This window comes from Saccharibacter sp. EH611, assembly GCF_009834765.1.
GTDB lineage: Bacteria > Pseudomonadota > Alphaproteobacteria > Acetobacterales > Acetobacteraceae > Saccharibacter.
This window is the reverse complement of the sequence record NZ_WVHP01000003.1, coordinates 59,735-82,100: the sequence shown is the minus strand read 5'-3', so window position 1 is coordinate 82,100 and position 22,366 is coordinate 59,735. Positions and strand designations below refer to the sequence as shown.

The 22,366-nt window shown below is 52.7% G+C and carries 18 protein-coding genes; 5 read left to right on the top strand and 13 right to left on the bottom strand.

Annotation, left to right across the window (positions count from 1 at the left end):
* Positions 1 to 114 precede the first annotated feature (114 nt).
* Positions 115 to 651, bottom strand: coding sequence for a hypothetical protein (locus tag GS535_RS03410; RefSeq protein ID WP_160793015.1), 537 nt, complete (start codon positions 649 to 651; stop codon positions 115 to 117).
* 190 nt (positions 652 to 841) lie between these two features.
* Here GS535_RS03410 and GS535_RS03405 point away from each other — a divergent pair, with 190 nt between their 5' ends.
* On the top strand, positions 842 to 1,426 hold the full coding sequence (locus tag GS535_RS03405) for a hypothetical protein (protein WP_160793016.1): 585 nt from the start codon (positions 842 to 844) through the stop codon (positions 1,424 to 1,426).
* An 83-nt stretch (positions 1,427 to 1,509) separates the two neighbouring features.
* Here the strand turns inward: GS535_RS03405 and GS535_RS03400 are convergent, their stop codons facing one another.
* The 10 genes from GS535_RS03400 to GS535_RS03355 all read right to left on the bottom strand — a co-directional run bounded on the left by GS535_RS03400 (position 1,510) and on the right by GS535_RS03355 (position 13,719).
* A complete protein-coding gene (locus tag GS535_RS03400; RefSeq protein ID WP_160793017.1) occupies positions 1,510 to 2,652 on the bottom strand; it encodes an OmpA family protein in 1,143 nt (380 codons plus the stop codon).
* 96 nt (positions 2,653 to 2,748) lie between these two features.
* Positions 2,749 to 3,096, bottom strand: a complete 348-nt coding sequence (locus tag GS535_RS03395) for a DUF1491 family protein (RefSeq protein ID WP_160793018.1) — start codon at positions 3,094 to 3,096, stop codon at positions 2,749 to 2,751.
* A gap of 12 nt (positions 3,097 to 3,108) precedes the next feature.
* Positions 3,109 to 4,848, bottom strand: a complete 1,740-nt coding sequence (locus GS535_RS03390) for a S41 family peptidase (RefSeq protein WP_160793019.1) — start codon at positions 4,846 to 4,848, stop codon at positions 3,109 to 3,111.
* A gap of 193 nt (positions 4,849 to 5,041) precedes the next feature.
* Positions 5,042 to 7,690, bottom strand: a complete 2,649-nt coding sequence (gene topA / locus GS535_RS03385; RefSeq protein WP_160793020.1) for a type I DNA topoisomerase — start codon at positions 7,688 to 7,690, stop codon at positions 5,042 to 5,044.
* A 24-nt stretch (positions 7,691 to 7,714) separates the two neighbouring features.
* A complete protein-coding gene (gene dprA / locus GS535_RS03380; protein ID WP_160793021.1) occupies positions 7,715 to 8,980 on the bottom strand; it encodes a DNA-processing protein DprA in 1,266 nt (421 codons plus the stop codon).
* 29 nt (positions 8,981 to 9,009) lie between these two features.
* On the bottom strand, positions 9,010 to 9,666 hold the full coding sequence (gene plsY / locus GS535_RS03375; RefSeq protein ID WP_160793022.1) for a glycerol-3-phosphate 1-O-acyltransferase PlsY: 657 nt from the start codon (positions 9,664 to 9,666) through the stop codon (positions 9,010 to 9,012).
* Positions 9,663 to 10,952, bottom strand: a complete 1,290-nt coding sequence (locus GS535_RS03370; RefSeq protein WP_160793023.1) for a dihydroorotase family protein — start codon at positions 10,950 to 10,952, stop codon at positions 9,663 to 9,665. The genes plsY and GS535_RS03370 overlap by 4 nt, the downstream gene beginning before the upstream one ends.
* Positions 10,949 to 11,890, bottom strand: a complete 942-nt coding sequence (locus GS535_RS03365) for an aspartate carbamoyltransferase catalytic subunit (protein WP_160793024.1) — start codon at positions 11,888 to 11,890, stop codon at positions 10,949 to 10,951. Before GS535_RS03365 ends, GS535_RS03370 begins: the two co-directional genes overlap by 4 nt.
* Complete coding sequence (gltX, locus tag GS535_RS03360) at positions 11,887 to 13,287, bottom strand: glutamate--tRNA ligase (protein WP_160793025.1); 1,401 nt, start codon at positions 13,285 to 13,287, stop codon at positions 11,887 to 11,889. Before gltX ends, GS535_RS03365 begins: the two co-directional genes overlap by 4 nt.
* Before the next feature lie 156 nt (positions 13,288 to 13,443).
* Complete coding sequence (locus tag GS535_RS03355) at positions 13,444 to 13,719, bottom strand: tetratricopeptide repeat protein (RefSeq protein WP_237442187.1); 276 nt, start codon at positions 13,717 to 13,719, stop codon at positions 13,444 to 13,446.
* A gap of 318 nt (positions 13,720 to 14,037) precedes the next feature.
* Here GS535_RS03355 and GS535_RS03350 point away from each other — a divergent pair, with 318 nt between their 5' ends.
* Positions 14,038 to 16,173 carry a ComEC/Rec2 family competence protein gene (locus GS535_RS03350; protein WP_160848173.1) on the top strand — a complete coding sequence of 712 codons (2,136 nt, stop codon included), beginning with the start codon at positions 14,038 to 14,040 and terminating at the stop codon, positions 16,171 to 16,173.
* A gap of 2 nt (positions 16,174 to 16,175) precedes the next feature.
* On the opposite strand, the gene nth is transcribed toward GS535_RS03350, so the two are convergent.
* Positions 16,176 to 16,835 (bottom strand): endonuclease III, encoded by a 660-nt coding sequence (gene nth / locus GS535_RS03345; RefSeq protein WP_160793078.1) that lies wholly within the window; start codon positions 16,833 to 16,835, stop codon positions 16,176 to 16,178.
* Positions 16,836 to 17,012: 177 nt separating this feature from the next.
* Here nth and GS535_RS03340 point away from each other — a divergent pair, with 177 nt between their 5' ends.
* Both GS535_RS03340 and GS535_RS03335 read left to right on the top strand, forming a co-directional pair.
* Positions 17,013 to 18,848 (top strand): ABC transporter ATP-binding protein, encoded by a 1,836-nt coding sequence (locus GS535_RS03340; RefSeq protein ID WP_160793028.1) that lies wholly within the window; start codon positions 17,013 to 17,015, stop codon positions 18,846 to 18,848.
* A gap of 140 nt (positions 18,849 to 18,988) precedes the next feature.
* Complete coding sequence (locus GS535_RS03335) at positions 18,989 to 19,735, top strand: aspartyl/asparaginyl beta-hydroxylase domain-containing protein (protein WP_160793029.1); 747 nt, start codon at positions 18,989 to 18,991, stop codon at positions 19,733 to 19,735.
* Between the two features lie 37 nt (positions 19,736 to 19,772).
* Here the strand turns inward: GS535_RS03335 and GS535_RS03330 are convergent, their stop codons facing one another.
* Positions 19,773 to 20,912 (bottom strand): type III PLP-dependent enzyme, encoded by a 1,140-nt coding sequence (locus GS535_RS03330; RefSeq protein ID WP_160793030.1) that lies wholly within the window; start codon positions 20,910 to 20,912, stop codon positions 19,773 to 19,775.
* Between the two features lie 455 nt (positions 20,913 to 21,367).
* Between GS535_RS03330 and GS535_RS03325 the strand changes: the two genes are divergently transcribed.
* Positions 21,368 to 22,357 carry a YihY/virulence factor BrkB family protein gene (locus GS535_RS03325; RefSeq protein WP_160793031.1) on the top strand — a complete coding sequence of 330 codons (990 nt, stop codon included), beginning with the start codon at positions 21,368 to 21,370 and terminating at the stop codon, positions 22,355 to 22,357.
* The last annotated feature ends 9 nt before the right edge of the window (positions 22,358 to 22,366 follow it).

Below are 22,366 nucleotides of genomic sequence, written 5' to 3'. Positions count from 1 at the left end.
CTTTCGGCGTTGCGGTGGAGGGCATCGAAGGAGAGGCAGTGAAGAGCTATTCTCTGCGTGAACATACGAGAACCCTATATTTCCTGCACTCTCAGCTACAGCGTGTAAAGCGTGTTATTTATGATGAGCGGTGCGACCGTGGCGGCTGCGCACGGTAGGGCGCGGAGCGGTGCAGCTTTCGTAAGAAGCAGGCTGTGTGATGTCTTTGGCTTCAGCATAATGGGAGAGATCGTCTGCCGTGTCTAACGCGGCGAGCTCGTCAAACATCGGTACGCGTTGATCGCAAAAAACAGTACCAGACTTTAGCCCTCCTAGAGATTGTACATCGGCCAGTTGGGTGATGTAATCATCACGCTTGCGATCCCCTTGACGGCCATACGTGCTGTGGAAATAGGTTTCGAGTCGTTTTTCAGCAGCATTGAGAAGAGGGCGGAAATGCCCCACGAACTCATTATAGCGGCTTTGTGTTTTGCAAGACAGGGCTGTAACCATCAGCTCAGATTTTAGCCCTTCAAGGTTGAAGGCCGCATGAACATCATTGGAGGGATGGCAGGCAGCAGCACGGGCTGAAGGACTCCCAACAAGGGCAGCGAAAACAGCAAGTGTAGCCCCGAAAGAACGGAAAGAAAAAGAGCGATAGGAAACAGGCATTCGGCAAACTCCCACTGACAAGTCTTTTGCGTATATCATGAGTTTCTTAAAGAAGGCATCGTATAAGAAAGAAAATTCGTTTCGTGACATTCTCTTTCAGGTTAAGAGGGCCTACCCTCTTTTTTTCTTTTATGCCTGATGACAGGGTGAAGTCTGTGTAAGTCTTCCCCGTTTTTTTCTGGAGTTGAACGTGCATTTGCGAAGTTCTATTTTAGGTGCGGGGACGCTTAGTGTCGCTCTCCTGTCTCTCGTTGGTTGTGCTCAGCAGCCTATTCTGCCACAGGTTGCTTCGGCTCCTAACCCTTTTGCGTATGACAAAATATCGTCTCTTTGTCAGGTTGCCCCCCTCCAGACGGCGCCTAATGGTGCGTTGAGTGTGGATATGACCGTTGGAAGTGGTGAAGGGGTTTGTGCTGTCTCAGTGAGTAAAGAGGGTGGTGGAAGCTATGCTTCCTTTGGGGTGAATGCACCGCCTGAGCACGGTAAGGCTTTTCTCTATAATTATGACGGCCGCACCTATATCCGCTATACGCCGGTGACAGCGTATAATGGGACGGATCAATTTGGCGTAGAGCTGATTCCAGAGCATGCTCAACCTCGGCGTGAGTTGACCGTTAAGGTGAAAGTAGAGGCTGTGGGAGTGACGGCACCTAAAGCAGCAGTAGCGGCGGCGCCTTCTAAAGCGGCGGCGGTTTCTTCCAAACAAAAGGCTGCTTCCACGCATGGTGTGCATAAAGCAGCCTCACGTTACCGGAAAGCGCGCATTCATCACTAAATGTAAATGTGTGATAACAAAAAGGCCGGGATAGCCCCGGCCTTTTTTATGAGTGATGCGATTAAGCTGTTCCGGTCATCGCCTTATTGGAAGTCAATTTCAACGCGGCGATTTTGAGCTTCACGTGCGCCGTTGGCTGTAGGGATGAGGGGCTGAGTACTGCCATAGCCTTTTACGGCAATGAGGCCTGAGGCGATACCATCGCGGACAAGCTCGGCTTTTACGCTGTTGGCACGACGCAGGGAAAGCGCTTGGTTGAAGCTTCTTCCACGTGCCGTGAGGCTGCCAGAGCTATCTGTATGGCCATTAATATGAATACGTGTGAATTGTGCTGATGTTGAGTTGCGTGCGGCTGTTGCGACAATAGCACGAGCCCGATCGCTTAACGTGCTGGAGTCCCAATCAAAGAAGACGAGATAAGTCCGCACAGGCGTTGGGGCGGGTGCAGCCGTCGCAGGGGCAACTTTAGGAGGAGGGGGGGCTGGATTAAACTCGTAGCGGAGTCCCAGCATCAAAGAGTGATTAAAGTCTGTACGTGAGCCACGACGGCCACTCACGCTATCACCCGTTCCACCATTAACGAGAGCAAGGTCTCCCGATGCGGTGGCATTATGCCGATGGCGACCAGCAATCGTATAAAAGCGATATTCGACCGTTGTGGACAGACCGACAACCCATGGCACAGGGAGGGAGGCACCTAACATGGCTTGATAAGCAAATCCGCCAGCCGTACTGCCAACATGTTGATTATAATTATGTTGTGTCCCGCGCAGGTTGGTGTTCATGGACTGCCAACCATAGCCTAGACCAGCTCCGAAATAGGGATAAATCCAGTTCTGTCCGATATCCATATCGAACAACGCATTGGCCATGACACCATATTTTTGCTGATGGCCGCTCGTTGTCATCGGAATGTTGGCGCCGTGGAACCCTGAGTAGCGATTTTTGCGGTAGTTCCCCTCAACTTCAACGCGGAAGCCATTACCAAGCCCCCAACCGATGCTTCCAAGGCCTGTATAGCCAGCATCGTATTCATCCCGTCCCCGTGGGAAGAGACGTGTATGAGGGTTGACCCGTTGAGCTTGGTTAAAGCTTGCCCCACCCGCACCAGAAACGTACAGCCCACGCACAGGCTGAGCATGAGCAAAGCCAAAGGCCAACACTGACATGCTCGCTGCTAACCCACTACGTGCTAACAGAGCCATGACGGTGGTGCGTTGTATCATGTGATTACTCTCCAACCAGACAGACGGTATTCTTTTCGCTGAAACTGCACGGAAGTGCAATGTATATTGAGAAAATAGCATGGGGAACCGAACCATTTATAGGTCGATGTCTTTACGTGACCCAAGCGATTTTTCAAATGGGTCAGCGCAGTTTTTTACATCGACTTCAATAATCCATAAGTCAGGATCGTAACGTTTTTGCCGCTCTAGATACAAATCAGCTTTTTCGGAGGCGTTTTGCGTCTCATCATGGTCGAACTCATGTCGTCTCCATGATGTGCCTTGTTCTTGTAAGATAACGCGACTGCCAGAAGGATCAGTCAGCGTAATAAAAATACTTCCAGCGTCTTCGTCTCCCTTTTGGACAATCAGTGCGGGTGTTCCTTCATCATTGAGTCTGCGCATGGTTGCGCGAATCCAAAAACCGCTCTTCAGTCCAAACATGGGTTCTGTCCTTTAGAAATGAGGTGCAGGAGGATAAGGGAGATCGGCAGGCACACTCTGTAGAGCTGCTTCATAAGCAGTATGTGATGTTAAAAGCTGTGCTGCAACGCTGATATCGCTCTCAGAGCCATGTGTGGCCGGGCATTGGGCTCGGATAGTGCTAGCTTTGTGAACGGAGAGCGGGGTGCGCTGCGAGCGGGCTTGATAGAGGGCATCTTGTTCTAATGAATGGCCATGTTCAAGCGCAGAAATTTGGGCTGTAAGATTAGGTCGTGTCATGCAAACCTGCGGGAAGAGACCTAATGTTTGTATCGGCCAACCGAGAGGGGCAATATTCCGTCCCCAGCTGACGAGAAGCTGCCCTTGGTTGGGGAGTTCTCCAGCTATTTGCACCAGACCTTTCCCGTATGTGCTACTTCCAATAATAATCGCACGATGGTGGTCAGCCAGGGCAGACGCTAGAACCTCTGAGGCACTTGCAGTTTGGCCGTCAACAAGAATAGCTAAAGGAGCGTTGTCGGTCAGATCACCTCCCTGGATGGCCCAAATATGATTAGCCGCTCGATACCGTCCTTCTGTTGTCGTGATGACTCCTTGGTTAAGGAGCAGTGCTGCCGTTACGACAGCTTGTTGGAGCACCCCGCCGTGGTTGCCTCGAAGGTCTAAGATCAAACCGGGTAAATGCTTTTGAATAGAAGAGGGGGTATCCCCCTCTTGGTCAGAAGCGTCGTTATTATCCGTTAAGGCTGAAATATACTGGCTGACTTCGTCTGCTGTATGATCAGAAAATTGGGTAATACGTAGAACAGGATAGGGCCCATAGGCGCTCAAGAAAACCGTTTCTTGGGGGAGATACGCGCGGTTAAGGGAAAAACTTTGTTCGTCTCCTGTAGGTGTCCTAACGGTAATGGTTATTGGGCTATTGGGTGGCCCTACGAGCCAACGCGCCAAGGTCGCTAGAGGAACGCGCCGAACATTGTGGCCATTAACGGCAATAAGACTTTGTCCCGCACTAATTCCTTGAGCCCAAGCATCGCTATTGACGTTAACGTTGCTGATGGTGGGGTAGGATACTTCTTGATGACGAGCAAGCATTAGCCCAATGGAAGCGTCTTTATCTCGTTTATTGGGATTTGTCTGTTGGATGTTCTGGGGAGGAATATAGCGTGAGTAAGGATCTATATTGTGGAAAAGAGTAGAAAAAAAGTGCGCAATAATACCGTTGCTTCCAGCTGCCCTTAAAGGAGCGCTGTGAGGCCAGCTGTTTTGAATAACGTCCAAAATGAGATCAATCCACACCATACGGTCGTCATTGTGAGGCAAGGGACGCGTCAAAAGAATTTGACTGTGAGCACGCAGGATAAAGGTCTCAGAGCTGCTGGGGCTGGAGGAAGCGGTTATGGTGATAGAAAGAGCTGGGTCAATGGTAAGAATTCCATCGAGTCCCCATAAGGCTAGCTCCTTCATAGAATGGGCGTGTAATGTGCGAGGAGCAATGAAACTGAGAGCCGATGCAAAGATATTGCGAACATGGTCGGTCTCAGGAAAAGCGTCTTGCAGGGGAGGTGAGTGCTGGCCTGCTTCTGTTGGTGAGGGAGGATTATTCGCAGGAGAGCGGCTGATAGGTGGTTGAGCCACACCTACAGGTGATGTGATCAAAACACCTGCGACAATGAGGGCCATCAATGTGTGTTTGGGCGATGGATAACGTCGTAAGCGGAAGCGTGCAAAGCGGAATGATGACGCAATCATAGGAAGTCCGTTACAGCCTGTTGGCTACTGGATAGAGACGATACGCCATTCTGATAGCTCTGCTCCTCATAAGGTCAGATACCAATGGATAATATTTTAAGAGTATGAGGATGTGGGCTGCTCATGGCAATGAGGCTACATCAATAGAAGATGTAGCCTCAGTCTTTTTAACAGAAAGTGTGTCTTTCCTGTTTTAGGTCGTTTTTTTTGTTGTGCGACTTTTAGTGGTTGTTGTGCGTTTTGATGACGACGTTGCTTTCTTGCGGGTCGTCGTGCTGCTACCCGCCTTTTTACGGGTTGTGCTGGCTTTTGTTGTTTTTGCCGTCTTTTTGCGTGTGCTACCCTTGAGCGGTTTCCCCTTTTCTTCAAGAAGGGTCAATGCTTCGTCTAACGTGACATCATCCATTGAACGGTCTTTAGGAAGCGTTGCGACCGTTTGCCCATGCTGCACATAAGGGCCAAAGCGCCCTTTGCGCACCATGACGTTTTCTTTGTCTTTAGGATGAGCCCCCAATGTGCGGATGGAAGCGAGTTTACGTGCAAGGGCACTGACTGCTCGATCCATCCCAATGGTGAGGACGTTGTCGTCCTTCCCTAAGGTTCCGTAGATGCTGCCCATTTTAACGTAGGGCCCAAAGCGACCAAGCCCTGCTTCAACTTTTTCTTCCGTTTCAGGGTGATTGCCTAGGAAACGTGGTAAGGAGAGAAGCCCTACGGCTTCATCCAGTGTGATGGTCTCGCTGGAGAGCGTTTTAGGGATCGTCGAGCGTTTTGGCTTGATCTTTTTATTCTCAGGGTCAGGCTCGCCCCTTTGGAGGTAGAGCCCATATGGCCCACGACGGAGGGTAATATCGTCGCCTGTTTCAGGGTCTTGACCGAGGACACGAACACCATCTTTAAGCGAATCATCTTGACTACCATCGTCAATGGCAAGAGGGCGTGTGACGCGGCATTCTGGATAATTCGAACATCCTAGGAAAGCACCATGACGCCCGAGTTTAAGGCCAAGCCGACCCGTCTCGCATGATGGGCAGCGGCGCGGGTCATGGCCGTCTTCACGTGGGGGGAAGAAGTGGTTACCTAGGTCTTCATCCAGTGCGTCGATCACATCGGAGATTTTCAGGTCTTTTATTTTATCAACCGTGGCTGAAAAATCCGTCCAGAAAGACGACATGACATTATGCCAGTCAGCGCGGCCCCCAGAGATCTCATCAAGCTGTTCTTCAAGAGACGCGGTAAAACCCGTATCGACGTAGCGTTCAAAGAATGAGGTGAGGAAGGCCGTGACAAGACGCCCGCGATCTTCGGGCATAAAGCGGCGGCTCTCAAGGCGGACATAGTTTCGGTCGCGCAGCACACCCAAGATGGAGGCATAGGTAGAGGGACGGCCAATGCCGATCTCTTCCATTTTCTTTACCAAAGAAGCTTCAGAAAAGCGCGGTGGTGGCTGAGTGAAATGTTGGTCAGCTGTGACCGCCCCTGTGGATAGGGCATCACCTTCATTCATGGCCGGTAGCAAACGCGTCTGGTCGTCATCGTTGCTATCGTCACGTCCTTCCATATAGAGGGTGAGGAAGCCATCAAAGGCGATGATGGATCCTGTCGCGCGGAGGCGGATCTGATCCGTTGGCTCGCTGAGCGTTACAGCTGTTTGATCAATCTCGGCTGACTGCATCTGAGAAGCCACAGCACGTTTCCAGACCAGCTCATAAAGACGACGTTGGTCTGGTGTCAGAGCAGAAGCGACTTGAGCTGGTGTGCGTGCGGCATCTGTTGGGCGGATGGCTTCGTGGGCTTCCTGAGCATTTTTGGCTTTCGTGCTGTAGGCACGCGGTTTTGCTGGGCAATAGCGATCGCCAAAGCTTTGGCCGATATGGGCACGAATGGCTTGTACCGCTTCTGCTGCCATAGTGACGCCATCGGTACGCATATAGGTAATGAGCCCGATTGTTTCTCCGTTTAGATCCACACCTTCATAAAGTTGCTGGGCTGTGCGCATTGTGACTTGTGCGCTCATGCCAAGTTTACGAGAGGCTTCTTGCTGCAATGTAGAGGTTGTAAAGGGCGGTGCCGGGTTCCGCTTTGTGCGCTTACGTTCAATTTTGGCAACGCTAAAGGCGGCGTTCTGTACGGCTTCGCGGGCTTGAACAGCGCTGGCCTCGTTAGGGAGGTCAAATTGCTCAAGTTTGCGTCCGGCAAGATGGGTCAGGCGTGCTTTGAACTCAGCTTTTTGAGGCGTGGAGAAGAGCCCGTCGATAGACCAATATTCACGCGGTTTAAAAACCTCAATTTCCGCTTCACGTTCGCAAATGAGGCGTAGGGCAACAGATTGTACACGTCCAGCACTGCGGCTCCCGGGAAGTTTGCGCCACAAGACGGGGGAAAGCGTAAAGCCGACGAGATAGTCCAACGCACGACGGGCGAGATACGCGTCAATCAGCGGTTGGTCTAAGTCCCGTGGGGACGCCATGGCAGTGGCAATGGCTTTTTTTGTAATTTCGTTAAAAGTAACGCGCTGCACGTCGATATTTTTGAGCAGTTTTTTCTCAGCGAGTGCACTGCGGACATGCCATGAAATTGCTTCCCCCTCACGGTCAGGGTCAGTGGCGAGGATGAGAGTCTTAGCGCCTTTGATGGCTTTAGCGATGGTGGCAATTTGCTTGGTGCCACGCTCATCGGTCTGCCAGGACATGGCAAAATTTTCATCAGGGCGGACACTGCCATCTTTAGGGGGGAGGTCGCGCACATGGCCGAATGAGGCGATGACGGTATAGTCACTACCAAGGTAGCGGTTGATTGTTTTGGCTTTAGCGGGGCTTTCCACGACCACAACGTTCGTCACTGCCATCATCCGTCCTCTGAAAGGTTAAGGCGTTATCTCTGGAAGGCGTGCCACGCGCCCGCCTGGGAGACGTTCGATAATACCGTCTAGCTCCAATTCGCTCAGCGCAGTTGCTACGGTTGAGACGGAGAACTGACAGCGTGATACAATCTCGTCAACTGGCATTGGGGTGATTGAGAGGAGTGTTAAGAGGTGTTCACGAGGGGTTGAGGGGGACATCTCATCAGGAATTGCCTCATTTTCTTGACTTTCTTGTTCTTTTTGTGAGGCGCGAGGTTTTTTCTCATTGCAGGGTTGAGGAGAAGACTGACGAACCGTCGGAGGTGATTCTTTTACCGTTTGAAAGAGCGGAGTATCTGACGTGCTGTCATGCGTCCAAGGAGCGGGTTGGCGCGCTGGAAGATGGCGGGGAAGGTCTGCGAGGATGTCAGCGGCCGATTCGACGAGAACGCAGCCTTGCCGAATCAGTCGATTGCCACCACGGGAGCGTGGATCAAGTGGAGAGCCCGGCGTGGCAAAAACCATGCGTAAATACGATTCTGCTAAACGAGCTGTAATGAGGGTGCCAGATCGTTCAGCGGCTTCAATGACCAAACAGCCTTGTGTGAGCCCGGCAATGAGGCGGTTCCGCCGAGGGAAATGCCGTGCTTGTGGCATCGTACCCGGCGGAGCCTCGGTGATCAGGCAGCCATGTTCAGCAATCTCGTGGTGGAGTTTGGCATGTTCGGGGGGATAGGGGCAGTCTAACCCACCGGCAATGGCGGCGACTGTTAAGCCGCGATGGAGGGCTCCGTGATGAGCAGCCGCATCAATTCCACGTGCAAGACCTGACACAATGCAGAGGCCATCAGCGGCGAGCTCTGCTGAGATACTTTCGGCCAGTCTTAAGCCCGCTGTGGAGGCATTACGTGCCCCAACGATCCCCACAGAACTTAGTGATAAACGGTCGATATGACCACGGGCAAAAAGCAGAGGAGGCGCGTCTGGCACATGGGTGAGTAGCAGAGGATAGTCCGGGTCAGAGCGTAGGAGGTGACGCGCCCCTTGCTGGGCGAGGCGGGCGATCTCATCCTCAATTTCGCTTATGGTGGGGACGTCTGGCATGGGGCGCCCTGTGCGTTGAACGCGGTGAGGGAGGGCCTCTAATGTGCGCAGGGCAGTGCCATAGGTTGCTAAAAGTCGTGAGAAATTAACCGGGCCGATCCCCGCTGTTCGTGCCAGTCTGATCATCGCGACTCGTTCAGCAGAGCCTGTGGAAGATGAAGCAGAAGGCAGATCAGAGGGGGTCATAGCAGTCCCGTTATCGTTAAGGAAAAGGGTTATTCCTTTGGTGTTTTTGATGAGCCCACACGAGGTTCAATGCCTTGGAGGAGACGCATAATATTGCCGTAATGCCTCAATAGAACCAGTACGCTCATAAGGTCTACCGCAAGGGGAAGAGGCGATGAGACGGGCTGCATACTTAGAGCTGGCATGAGGAGTGGGGCTGCGATAAAAGCGAGCAGTGCTCCTACCGATGAAATACGGCTGAAAAGCACACCGAACAGCCAGAGCAGCATGCTGATGAGGCCAACAGGCCAGCAGAGTGCCCAGAAAATACCAATCCCCGTAGCGACTCCCTTGCCACCCTTGAAGCCGAGCCAAAGAGGGAAGCAATGACCGACCAAGGCGGCGACGGCTGCAACGCCCATGGCGAGCTGCGTTCCTTGAGCACAGAGCGTTTCTGCAAGCAGAACAGCAACAAGCCCTTTAAGGGCGTCCAGGAATAGGGTGGCAGCGGCGATTCCCTTACGGCCTGTCCGCAGAACATTCGTTGCGCCAATATTGCCAGACCCAATACGGCGAATATCCCCTTCTCCCGAAAGAGCTGTGAGCAGCACCCCAAAGGGAATACTGCCGAGCCCATAAGCGGCGATGGCGATGATCAACACCAGAGGTGGATGCGATAGCCATTGTTGAAGAGAGGTCAACGTCATGCCGTCTTCCCTTGGGCGAGGGAAGGCGCAGTATAGACTTCGTGCCCACGGCGGAAGGTTCGCAAGACGTGCCCTTTGAGCTCACGCCCATCAAAAGGAGTGTTTTGTGCGCAACCGGGCATAGAGCCAGCCGTGACAGTCCATGTTTCGTTTGGATCAAAGAGGCAGAGGTCGGCGTCACGTCCAATAGCCAGTGTGCCCGCTTCAAGGCCGAGGAGCTGTGCGGGAGCGCTCGTGAGCAAACGCAGGGCGTCCATAATGGGTAGGCCAGATGAGAGCGTGACTCCAAGAAGGGTCGTCATACCCGTTCCACCAGCGCGTGCATGGGCAAAGGGAAGACGCTTGTCATCAGCATCGGCTGGCATATGGTCAGACGCTACGACGTCAATCGTGCCATCAGCGAGGGCATCAAACACAGCCTGACGGTCATGCTCTTGACGTAACGGAGGAGAGAATTTGGCATAGGTACGGAAATCGCCAATATCCTTTTCCGTCATCGCAAAATAAGGTGGCGCGGTGTCGCACGTCACGCGAACATGGCGCGCTTTAGCTTGACGGATAAGCTCTAGGGCTTCCCCCGTCGAGACATGCGCAAAATGCACGCGTGCACCGGTCATTTCAGCAAGTCGTAAGTCACGGGCGACCATCATCGCCTCTGCCGCTGCGGGGATTTGTGGCAACCCAAGACGAACGGCTAAAGCGCTGCCGGTCGCACATCCTCCACGCGCTAAGGAAGGTTCCTCTGGGTGAAGCACGATGAGGGCATCTAAAAAGCGCGAATACGCTAAAATATTGCGCATTTGTTTGGCATTGCCCAAGGCACGCGCCCCATCGGTAAAAGCAATGGCGCCTGCTTCTTTTAAGAGGCCAAATTCCGCCATCTCTTCGCCTTCGCAGCCGCGTGTGAGCGCTCCATAGGGATGAAGCGCCACCATGCCCGTTTCGTCTCCACGGCGGCGGATATGGTGGACGAGTGACGGTGTATCAATTGAAGGGGCGGTATCGGGCAAGACGGCGAGGGAGGTGATGCCCCCAGCGACGGCTGCTTCCGCGCCTGATTGGATTGTTTCACGATATTCTGACCCGGGTTCACCAAGCGTGACGCGCATATCAACGAGGCCCGGGCATAACACCGCGCCCTTACCGTCAATTACGCGGGCGCCTTTAGGGGCTTCGTCGGTATCATGACCGGCGATTACGCCATTCTCCACCACAAGGCGGCCAAGGGAATCACGTCCAGAAGCAGGATCAATCAGGCGGACATTTTCAAAGACGAGACTTGTCATGAGGGGGTTTGCATCCGTGAAAGACGGTCGAGTACGGCCATGCGTACGGCAACACCCATTTCGACCTGTTCAGAAATGACACTTTGTGGCGAATCGGCCACGTCAGAAGCGATCTCAATCCCACGATTCATCGGGCCGGGGTGCATCACCAAGGCGTTTGGTTTAGCAAGCCCGAGGCGGCGGCGATCCAGACCGAAAAGAGCGAAATATTCCCGTGCGCTGGGCACAAGGCCGCCTCCCATACGTTCGCGCTGGACACGGAGGCACATCGCAACGTCCACCCCTTTGAGGGCTTCGTCCATGTCGTGATAGAGGGTCACGCCGTCGAGTTCACCCAATGCAGAGGGGAGAAGCGTTGGTGGCCCTGCGAGGCGAATGTTGCTTCCCATAGCGCGTAGAAGGTGAATGTTTGAACGTACGACGCGGCTATGAGCGACATCTCCGCAAATGGCGATCGTCAGCCCGTCAAGGCGGCCAAAATGACGCCGAATCGTCAACGCATCCAGCAGGGCTTGTGTGGGATGCTCGTGCATGCCATCGCCCGCATTTACTACGCTGGCTTCCACCTTTTGGGAGAGAAGCGCAGGCGCCCCTGACTGGTCATGACGAACGACCAAGAGGTCACAATGCATCGCATTGAGCGTTGACGCTGTATCAAGCAGGGTCTCGCCCTTGCTGACAGAGCTTGTGGCGACAGACATATTAACCACATCAGCGCCAAGACGTTTCCCAGCAAGCTCAAAGCTGGTGCGGGTGCGGGTGCTGTTTTCAAAAAACAGATTAATCACCGTGCGCCCTTGCAGTACATCGCGTGGCGCTGTCCGGGATCGGCTGAGTAAGGCGTAGCTTTCAGCGAGGTCTAAAAAAGGGGTGATGTCGTCGGCTCCCATCCCCTCAATACCGAGGAGATGGGCGTTATGGCGTCGTACGGTCCTCACGTTAGCGCACTCCGAATACGGGCGAGCACCTCGTCCTGACCCAAAGCAGCCAAGGTGAGGTCAATCCCTGGTGAGGTTGTGGTGCCGGTCATCGCAGCGCGCAGCGGCTGAGCAACGGCCCCAAGTTTTAACTCATGCTCTTGTGCATAGGCGCGCAAGGTGCTGTCGATGGCTTCTGGGGTGAAGGACTCAAGAGCACCAAGGCGTTCTTCCATACCTTTAAGCACTGCTTGCCCGTCTTCACCGAGGAGCTTTTGCGCTTTTGGTGTGAAGGTGAGTGGCAGGCGAAGGCCTGCAAAAGCCGCATTATTGGCCAGCTCAACCATGTTCTTCGCACGTTCTTTAAGCCCGGGCATCAGAGCAGCCACACGGGCTCGTACCGCCTCATTAAGCTCAAGATCATCACGTTGGGCGAGGCGCTCTAGGACAAGGTCGGTCAACCGGGCATCATCCGCACGGCGGAGCCAGATGCCGTTGAGATGGTTGAGCTTGACGTAATCCATCCGTGATGGTGAGCGGCCAATCCCGTCAAAGTCGAAGAGTTTAATCTGCTCTTCGCGGGACAGAACTTCCTCGTCCCCATGCCCCCAGCCGAGGCGGAGCAGGTAATTGTTGAGCGCTTCTGGTAGGAAGCCTTCCTCACGGAAATCCACCACTGATTGAGCGCCGTGACGTTTGGACAGTTTGGCCCCATCAGGCCCGTGAATGAGGGGAAGATGGGCAAATTCGGGAAGATCCCATCCCATCGCACGGTAGATCATTGCTTGGCGGAAGGTATTGGTGAGGTGGTCATCACCGCGCATGACATGGCTAATCTCCATATCATGGTCATCAACCACCACTGCGAGCAGGTAGGTTGGCGTGCCATCGGAGCGGAGAATGATCAGATCATCCATTTCCGAATTAGCAACGCGCACATCGCCCTGAACATGGTCATGAATAATCGTCTCACCGTCTTTAGGTGCTTTGAGACGAACGGTGAAAGGCGCGCCTTCAGGAGCTTCGGACGGATCACGATCACGCCACGTGCCATCATAACGGGGTGGGCGCTTCTCAGCACGCGCCTTCTCACGCATAGCGGTCAGCTCTTCAGCTGTGCAGTAGCACCGATAGGCCTGGCCTTTTTCGAGCAGTTGCTGCACAACTTCAGCATGACGCCCTTGACGTGTGGACTGAAAAACGGGTTCGCCGTCCCAATCAAGGCCCATCCATTTGAGGCCATCAAAAATGACATCAACGGCTTGTTGTGTGGACCGTTCGCGGTCTGTGTCCTCAATGCGCAAGAGGAATTCGCCACCATGATGGCGGGCATAGAGGTAATTAAACAGGGCCGCGCGGGCATTCCCGATATGGAGCAGACCTGTCGGCGAAGGGGCAAAGCGAGTACGGATCTTCATAAAAACGCTTTATAGCACGCTCGTTACGTCCTCGCTATTGTCTTATAAGGAGGAACAGCGAGGACGGTTATGTTTGGGGCTAGAGGGCATAGGCCGCAGACATATAGATACCGAGGTGACGGACAGCGCCTTATTGCTGCTCAATCATGCACAGGCTCAACGGAAAAGCGCTTTCAGGGCTTTTTGAGCGTTTTCATCTCCTTGATCAGCAGATTTTTGGAACCACTCAGCCGCTTTAGCCTCGTTTTGAGGAACTTCTTGGCCATTGAAATACATGATCCCTAGCTTAAGCTGAGCGTCTGAATTTCCTTGATCAGCAGCACTTTGAAGCGATGCAACATTCTGATGATCGTCAGGTGGGAGGCTTTGGCTTATCGCTGCTGAGGTCGTTAGGGCTATCACTAGAGGAAGCGTGAGGAATGAGCGTTTCATAAAATGATTCTCCAATATCGTTCTATTGAATGACTGGCCTGTACCTCGTCTTAAGAGGTTTAGGATATTCTCTATAGATGATCCAGCTCGCTTAGCCATTTTTGAGAGAGTGTACGATAGTGCGATAGAGAAATCGTGTGACCGCTTCATGTTAAGGAAGCGCTGTTGAGTAAGATAACGTGACGCGACATATGTGGGATCAGTGAGCGTCTCCCAAGATAAACAGCTTCATGATGGGGGATTTTCTCGTTACGTGTACAGTAATACGAGAGATGGTGTGTCTATGAGACATAGAATGATGAGTCGTATATTGAGTTGATGGAAAGATGGCGCCAATGGGGTGAGACCGCTTTGGCGCGGCAAGGGCGGCGGCTTTTATGCTGGTTTCCGCTCGGGATAGCGCTTGGCATCAGCGCTTATTTTACCTGTCTTCACGAGCCGTCTGGGTTTTGGTGTGCCGTGGTGGTCGTGCTTGGCTTGTGTGGTGTTTTGATCAGTATAGGCGCGTCTCGTTACCCGCTTTGGGGCCTGACGATGCGGGTTGGTGGTGCGGCGCTACTGAGTATCAGCCTGGGGTTTATGTTGGCGATGGCTCAAGCGCATCATCAGCCACACATGCCTGAGCTTCCTCTTTATGCGGTTTGGACAGAAGGCGATGTGGCGCAGGTCAGTCACTTTCCTGCACGAGAGGGGCCGGGTGAGCGTGTGCGTCTTGTCCTCAAACAGGCTCGTTTTGAAAGCCCATGGTATGAGGGGCAGCCCCCGTTACAGCGGGATTTGCGTGTCACATTGAAACGGGATGGAACCGTTGTTCCTTCAACCGGGGATCATGTGCGTCTTCGGGTGCTTTTCCATACGCCGTCCGCGCCTGTATGGCCTTACGGGCGGGATATGCAGCGGGAAGCTTGGTTTTCAGGCTTGGCAGGGAGTGGCTCGGCGTTGTCGGAGCCCGTGATTCTCTCTCATTCTTCTCATGACCGGATAAATCGCTGGAGAGAGGCGATGGAGGCGCGGATGATGGCCGTTCTTCCCAACCAAAATGGGGCGATGATTGCCGCTGTGCTCGTCGGTGAAACTGGGGCCGTATCGCCTCAAACACGGCAAGATTTCGCGGCCAGTGGTTTAGCGCATCTGTTGGCGGTGGCGGGGCTCCATCTGGGTTTGGTCATCGCGTTATGTTTTGCGTTTGTGCGTATGGTCTTGCTGCGTTCTGAACATGCGGCCTTATTCTGGCCTTGTCGAGAAATTGCCCTAGGGGCCGCCTTAGCGGTGGGCGTGGTTTATATCGTGCTGACCGGTGGCCATATACCGGGGCTGCGTGCGTTGGCGATGGCTTTTTATGGTGCGCTCGCTTTTCAGTTGGGCCGTCGTATTCTCTCCCTGAGGGCTTTGGCTCTTGTGGCAATAGGGCTGGAGACGGTTCATCCAGCGATTGTGTGGGATGTATCGTTTCAGATGTCGATGGCGGCCGTGATGGCCTTGATTGCTGGTTATGATGAGCTGCGGGAGCCTTTGGCACAGCTCAGGCAGCGTTCATGGTTTTGGGCACGATGTGGGGTGCCGATAGGCATGTTGGCGCTTACGTCCATTTTTGCTGGCTGTGCGACGGTGCCCGTCAGTATGGCTCATTTTGGAGCGTTTCAACCGTGGTTTGTTGTGGCAAACATGGTGGCTGTTCCTCTGATGGCGGTATGGATTATGCCGTTAGGGATGATCGTTCTGCTGTTATTGCCGTTTGGCTGGGCGGGGCCTGTGCTCCATCTAATGGGATGGGGCATTGAGGGTGTACGCTTCTTAGCCCATGTGATGGCCCATATGCCGGGGGCGAGTGTGCCTGTCCCGTCATGGCCGAATTGGGGGCTTTTACTTGAGATGGTCGGGCTTTCGGTTTTGTGCCTTTGGCGTGGGAAAGCCCGTTTCCTCGGTCTTCTTGTGTTGGGTGTGGGGATTGCGTCCGCGTGGATGGTGTCACGGCCTGTGATGCTCATGGCGCCGGATGGTCAGACGCTTGTGATCCGTACCGAGCATGGATGGATGATGGATCCGCCGACGGTCAATCCCTTTTTCCGTACAACATGGCAGCATGATTTAAGGATTGAGGCGCATTCTTTCTCGACGGCATGTCAGCGTTCTTTGTGTCGTGTGACGGTTGCTGGTCGGGTCGTCTTGTTGGATATGCGACCACATTATGAACGCTTCACAACGTCTGAGACTGAGGCGTTATGCGCAGGTGTCGTTCTCGTGGTGAGCCGCTCTGACGGGCAGAGGCTGTGCCCGTCTGTTCCTGTTTTGGACCGTGACTTTGTTTATGATAACGGCGCATGGGCGGTGTATCGGGCCGCTCATGGAGGCTTATCTGTTGTGTCTGATCGTAGTGCGCGAGGAGAGCGGCCATGGGTGCCACCTATTGGATCCAATGGTGTGCCGATGATACCGCTCGCTCGGGAAGAATAAACCTAACGTATTTTTTTAGCTGGAGGAGGGGTTAGGGCTTTGTCGGGGTTGAGGCACCATTCTGTTACAGGGCAGTGCCAGCATTCAGGTCTTCGTGCTTTACAGATATAGCGCCCTAGAAGAATGAGCCAATGATGGGAGGGGCGCAGCATCTTTTTGGGAATACGCGCAACGAGCTCTTTTTCAACGACACGCACGTTTTTCCCCGGAGCGAGGCCCGTGCGATTGCTGAGACGGAAGATGTGGGTATCAACGGCCATCGTGTCTTGGTCAAAAGCGACATTCAGCACGACATTGGCTGTCTTTCGCCCCACACCAGGTAGAGCTTCAAGAGAGGCGCGGTCAGAAGGCACCTCGCCCTGATGACGGTCAAGGAGCTGTTGGCACAGGAGAGCCACATTATGGGCCTTGGCACGCCAAAGACCGATGGTGCGGATATGACGGGCAATACCTTCTTCCCCAAGGGCTGCCATCGTGCGTGGGTCTGGTGCTTCTTCAAAAAGGCCTTTGGTGGCTTTGTTGACGGATTTATCCGTGGCTTGGGCGGAGAGAACAACGCTGACGAGAAGCTCGAATGTATTGCGGAAAATGAGCTCACTTTCTGCATCCGGATAGACGTGAGAGAGCGCCGTCATAAAAGATTTGACCGCTGTGCGACTCATTATTTTGGGGCTGGTCGTGCGAGCGTTACGGGTTGAAGGCGCCACGATGTTGTTATCTCCATCATAAAAAAGCCGGGGCATTATGGGAGGGACTTATAGCATAAAAAATCGACGGCTTTGGGGAGGATGTGGCATAGGGAAAGAATGTGAGGGGAAAGACCCAGAAAAGGAGTGTTTGTGTCACATACGCCTAATCATTCAGCCCAGTCTCGCCAAAAGTCAGACCGTTCCGCTGTCTCTTTTGGGGAAACGTTGCGTTTTGTGGTTCAGCGCTGGCTTAACCATCCAGCTCTGCTCAGCCGCACGCTTGGCGGTGTGGCACTGGCGACGCTTGCTGACATTTGCACGCCTCTTTTGGCTGGTCGTCTTGTGGGGGATATTTCAACGCCGGTGCATCAGGCTGAACCGATGCGGCAGTCTTTACTGCATGACGCCTTGTTGATGGTGAGCGGATTGTTGGTGTTAGGCCTCGTTGCGGTGATGGGGAGGCGCGTCTCTTACATAGGGATTAGTCGCTTTAGCCTAGCGATTATGCGTAGAACCTTGAGTGAGGCGTTCGCGCGTGTGCAGCGTTTCTCAGCCGATTGGCATGCGAACACCTTTGCAGGCTCAACAGTGCGTCGCTTAACACGCGGTATCTGGGCGATTGATACGTTAGATGACACGCTCCTTCTCCTTATTGTGCCGGAACTTCTCGTCCTCATAGGAACGACGCTGGTTCTGATGGTGCGCTCTCCATTGATGGGATGCGTCTTAGGGGTAGCGGTTGTGCTGTTTGCTTTTGTGTCTGTGCAGCTGGCTCTGCGTTATGTGGCCCCGAGTGCGCGGCTCTCGAACCAATGGGATACGAAAATAGGCGCGGCGCTGGCTGATTCCATTACCTGTAACAGCGTGGTGAAAGCATTTGGCGCTGAACATCGCGAAGAACGCCATCTCAGCCGTCTTTCGTTCTTGTGGAGCCGGCGTACCTTGTGGAGCTGGATACGCGGAACCAATAGCGCGAACTTGCAAGCGTCTTACACGCTTTTGATGCGTGTTGTGATGATTGGTTTGGCTGTCTTCCTATGGTGGGAGGGCGAAGCCGGCCCGGGGGACGTGGCTTACGTGCTTACGATGATGTTCCTCATCCAAGGGTATTTGCGTGATCTTGGCCAGCAGGTCAGCCAAGTGCAGCGTTCGGTTAATGAAATGGAAGAGCTGGTGGCACTGTTTCGTCTGACGCCGGGGGTGGAAGACAAGCCGGGGGCGCATCCTCTTCGCATCACTCAAGGTGGCGCGATTACGGTTCAAAATGTGACGTTCCGTTATCCTTCGCAAAAAGACCCGATTTATCGGGGCTTGTCTTTGGATATTCCTGCCGGGTCGCGTGTGGCGCTTGTCGGGGCGAGTGGATCGGGAAAAACGACGCTTACTCGGCTTTTGCAACGTCTTTATGACGTGCAGGAAGGCGCTATTTTGATTGATGGGCAGGTTATTGCTGATGTTACGCAAGAAAGCTTGAGGAAACAGATCGCTCTCGTTCCTCAAGAGCCTATTTTGTTTCATCGTTCGCTTGCTGATAATATTGCGTATGGGCGTCCAACAGCAAGTCGTGCGGAGGTCATAGAGGCAGCGACGTTTGCCAATGCGAGTGCGTTTATTGAGCGTTTGCCTGAAGGTTATGAAACCATGGTGGGAGAGCGTGGCGTGAAGCTCTCTGGTGGGGAGCGCCAGCGTGTTGCGATTGCGCGGGCTTTTCTCACCCAAGCACCGATTGTTATTTTTGATGAAGCGACAGCCAGCTTGGATTCAGAGTCTGAAAGCCTTGTGCAAGAGGCTATGAAACGTCTCATGGCGACGCGTACTGTTTTGGTTGTCGCGCATCGTTTGTCCACTGTGCGTGAATTGGATCGTATTCTCGTCTTCCAAAAGGGTAATGTTGTGGAAGATGGAACGCATAGTCAACTTATGTCTCGACAAGACGGGATTTATCGTCATTTAGTTGAGCTTCAGTCTCTTGAAGAAGAGAAATGATAAGATATAGAAATTATGCATGTCAGTTATAAGGTATATTTCTTAATATAATAATAGAGTTTGTCCTATAATGGGCATCGTTTACGTATGTTAGACATGAATAGATAGCTTTATTGCAGTCCTTCTTAAGGAAAATGGCGATGAGTGTAGGGAAAGAGACTAAGAAAAAACGACCATTATTAGTGCGTGTCGGGAAATGGTTACGACCATGGGTGAATTGGATCATTGCACGTGATTCATGTGTGTCCAATGAGCCTTTTTTGGAAAAGGAGCTTTTCCCATGGGTGGGGGCTTTGGAGAAGGCTTATCCGCTTATTGCAGAAGAGTTTCGTGCTTTGATGGAAGCGCGTGAAAATGTGCCGGCCCTGAGGGAGCTTTCGCCTGATCATCGGCGTATTGCACCCGACCAGCGGTGGAAATCTTTTTTCCTATTTGGGTATGGACTGAAAGTTCCTGAGAATTGTGCCAAAGCTCCGGTTACCGCTCAGCTTGTTGGCGGTATCCCTGGGTTATGTTCTGCGCTCTTTTCCATTTTGGAGCCAGGAGGTGTCATTCCGGCTCATTATGGTGTGACGAAAGGTATGCTGAATTGCCATATGGGCATTAGTGTTCCGAAAGATCCAAAAGAGTGCTGGATTGAAATTGCTGGTCAGCGTGTTGCATGGAAAAATGGCCAGGCTTTCGTGTTTGACGACACCTATCGCCATCACGTGCGTAATAAGACTGATGAGCTACGATGTATTTTATTTATTCAGTTTGAACGTCCTACACGTGGGCTGGGGCGAGTGATGCAAAAGATTTTTTTGAGTGGTGTTCGTCATTCTGCCTTTGTTCAAGATGTGAAGGCGAATATGAAGCGCTGGAACAAACGATTGCCATGCCGGTAAACAGGAAGCCCCCTCTAAAGCGAGGGGGCTTCCGGGGCTAAATGTAATATTCGTTCAAAGGAGCAAAGCCATTAAAGCCTGTTGAGCAGTATGTTGAGACATAAGCGCCGGTTGCGAGGATCAGAATTTTATCGCCTGATTCTAGCTCATCCGGTAGCGTTATGCGGTTCTTTTCATACATAACGTCAACGCTATCACAGGTGGGGCCGGCGATGATGCAGGGGGACTGGCTGTGTGATGTGTCGTCATGAGGAGTACGGAAACGATAGCGAATAGCTTCGCCTTCTGTTTCTGCCAGCCCGCCGAAGCGGCCAATGTCTAAATAGACCCAACGCGGATCTGTCGGGGCGCCACCGCGACGGCTGGCCAAGACGACCTCACTGCGAACAACGCCAGCATCGCCGACGAGGGCACGTCCGGGTTCTAGCATGATACGTGGTTTCTGGTGAGGGAAATGCTCTGATAAAGCTTGGTCAATGGCGGTGGAGAAATAGGCAAGATCCGGCACGCTGCTTGTGTAATGGCTAGGAAGCCCCCCACCAATATTGAGCAGATCCAGAGCAAGGCCTTGGCTTTGAAGGCGCTGAAAAAGAGTGGATGCCTGTGCGATAGCCTGCTGATATGCTTCTGCCGATGTTTGTTGGCTGCCGACATGGAAAGAAAGTCCAGTGGCCTTAAGGTTTAGCTGTTCCGCTTGAAGCATCAGCTCATAAGCATGGTCAGCTGTTGTGCCAAACTTATCTGACAAAGGCCAATCTGCTCCTGTGTTGAGGACGGTTAGGCGGCAGAAAACGCGTGAGTTTGGCGCATAACGTGCAATTTTCTGTAGCTCTTCTTCACAGTCGAAAGCGAAAAGTGACACGCCAAGCTTGTGCGCTTCGCTAAGGGCATGCGTGTTTTTGACAGTATGCCCAAAGGACAGTCTGTCTGGACGAATGCCAGCCGCGAGGCACTGTTGTATTTCTCCAAGAGAAGCCACATCGAAAAAAGCCCCGAGTGTATTAAGGCGCTTTAAGATGGCCGGGGCAGGGTTGGCCTTGATGGCATAATAAAGACGTGCACCCTCAAAATGATGCTTCATCGTGCTGAACTGTTGCTCAACAGAATCAAGGTCAACGATAAGGCAGGGTGTTGCCGGATCATTTTGAGTGAGAAAACGAGTTATTTTGGGAGTCATGATACTCACTTCCCAGAATCGTCCTGCAAAACGGGGGAGGCCCCGCCAGGATGTTGCGAAACGGTCGAACGGACCGGCGAAGTCCTGTCTTAGAGCCTAAAAGTGTTTAGACGGCCTACAGGAGCCAGAACGCTTGACGTCGTTGCGTAACCGCGAGAGGGCCAGTGGCACGTGCGTTGCTGCGTGGAGTGCGTGAAAAGCCTATTCTCGCTAAGAATGCAAGTCTTGTGTAGTTCTTTTGCCATAAATTAAAACGATTTTTCTAAAATGGGCTCTTATTGTTTCTGTGACTGTTGTAACAAAGCTCCCTTTTCTGCTCATTAAGTGTGCTTTTCTCGTTTCGGAAGTAAGGGTTTTCTTATCAAAAAATGAGTAATAAAGGGGTTCTGGGCATTGACGAGCAATGATGGAACTCCAGCACAGAATAAGAGTGCGAAACATAGAGAGGATAATGCGTGTCGAGTGCAAATGACGTAAAACCAGATGCTCCACCACGACCAGCTGGTTGGCGGACTATTTGTCGTCAAATCTTGGTGCATACAGGGGATAGTCAGACGTCATTAAGTGCTGCTGGCTGCGCTTTCTATGCAACATTATCTCTGTTCCCGGCCATAACGGCGCTTATCTCTGTTTATGGATTGGTGTTTGACATCCATACAGTTGAACCGCAGCTGAATATTTTAAGGAATCTTCTGCCAACATCAGCGTATTCCCTGATTGGCGATCGCATTCATACGTTGGTTATGGAGTCGCACTCTTCATTAACGCTAGGGCTGGTTTTTTCACTGGCCATTACAATGTGGTCTGCTACGGCGAGTAGCCGGGCGATGTTGTCTGCGTTGAACATAACCTATCATACGAAAGAGACACGTGGCTTTCTGAGCTTTCAATGTCTTGCTTTTGGCACCACGCTAATGGGTGTTTTAGGGGCTTGCCTCACTTTGGCCTTGATGGTGGCGGCTCCAGCCATTGCAGATTATTTGCCGCATTATTTAGAATATCTGGGGGTTGATTTTAACCATATTCCCCCCGGGCTTCACTTTTTGGTGGAGAAGGGAACACCCATGATGGTTCATTGGCTCGCACCTGCCATCATGCTGTTTTTTGTTTTTACAGCGATGACGGTTCTTTATCGCATTGCTCCGTGTCGTGATTGGACATTGTGGCGCTTGATTTTCCCAGGTGCTATCGTTGCCACGTTGCTTTGGGTTGTTACATCGCTCGGTTTTTCTTGGTATGTGGCACATTTTGCAAGCTATAGTGCCACATATGGGCCGCTTGGAGCGGTGGCCGCTGTCATGATGTGGCTGTTTGTGAGCGCTTATGTCGTTCTTTTTGGCGGCGTGATCAACTCAGAGCTGGAAGAGCGAGCACGGCGGAAATATATAAGAGCTGAAAAGGGGCTCTCCACAGAGGCCGCTTCCGATAAAGACACAGAGGCCTAAGGTCTTTCG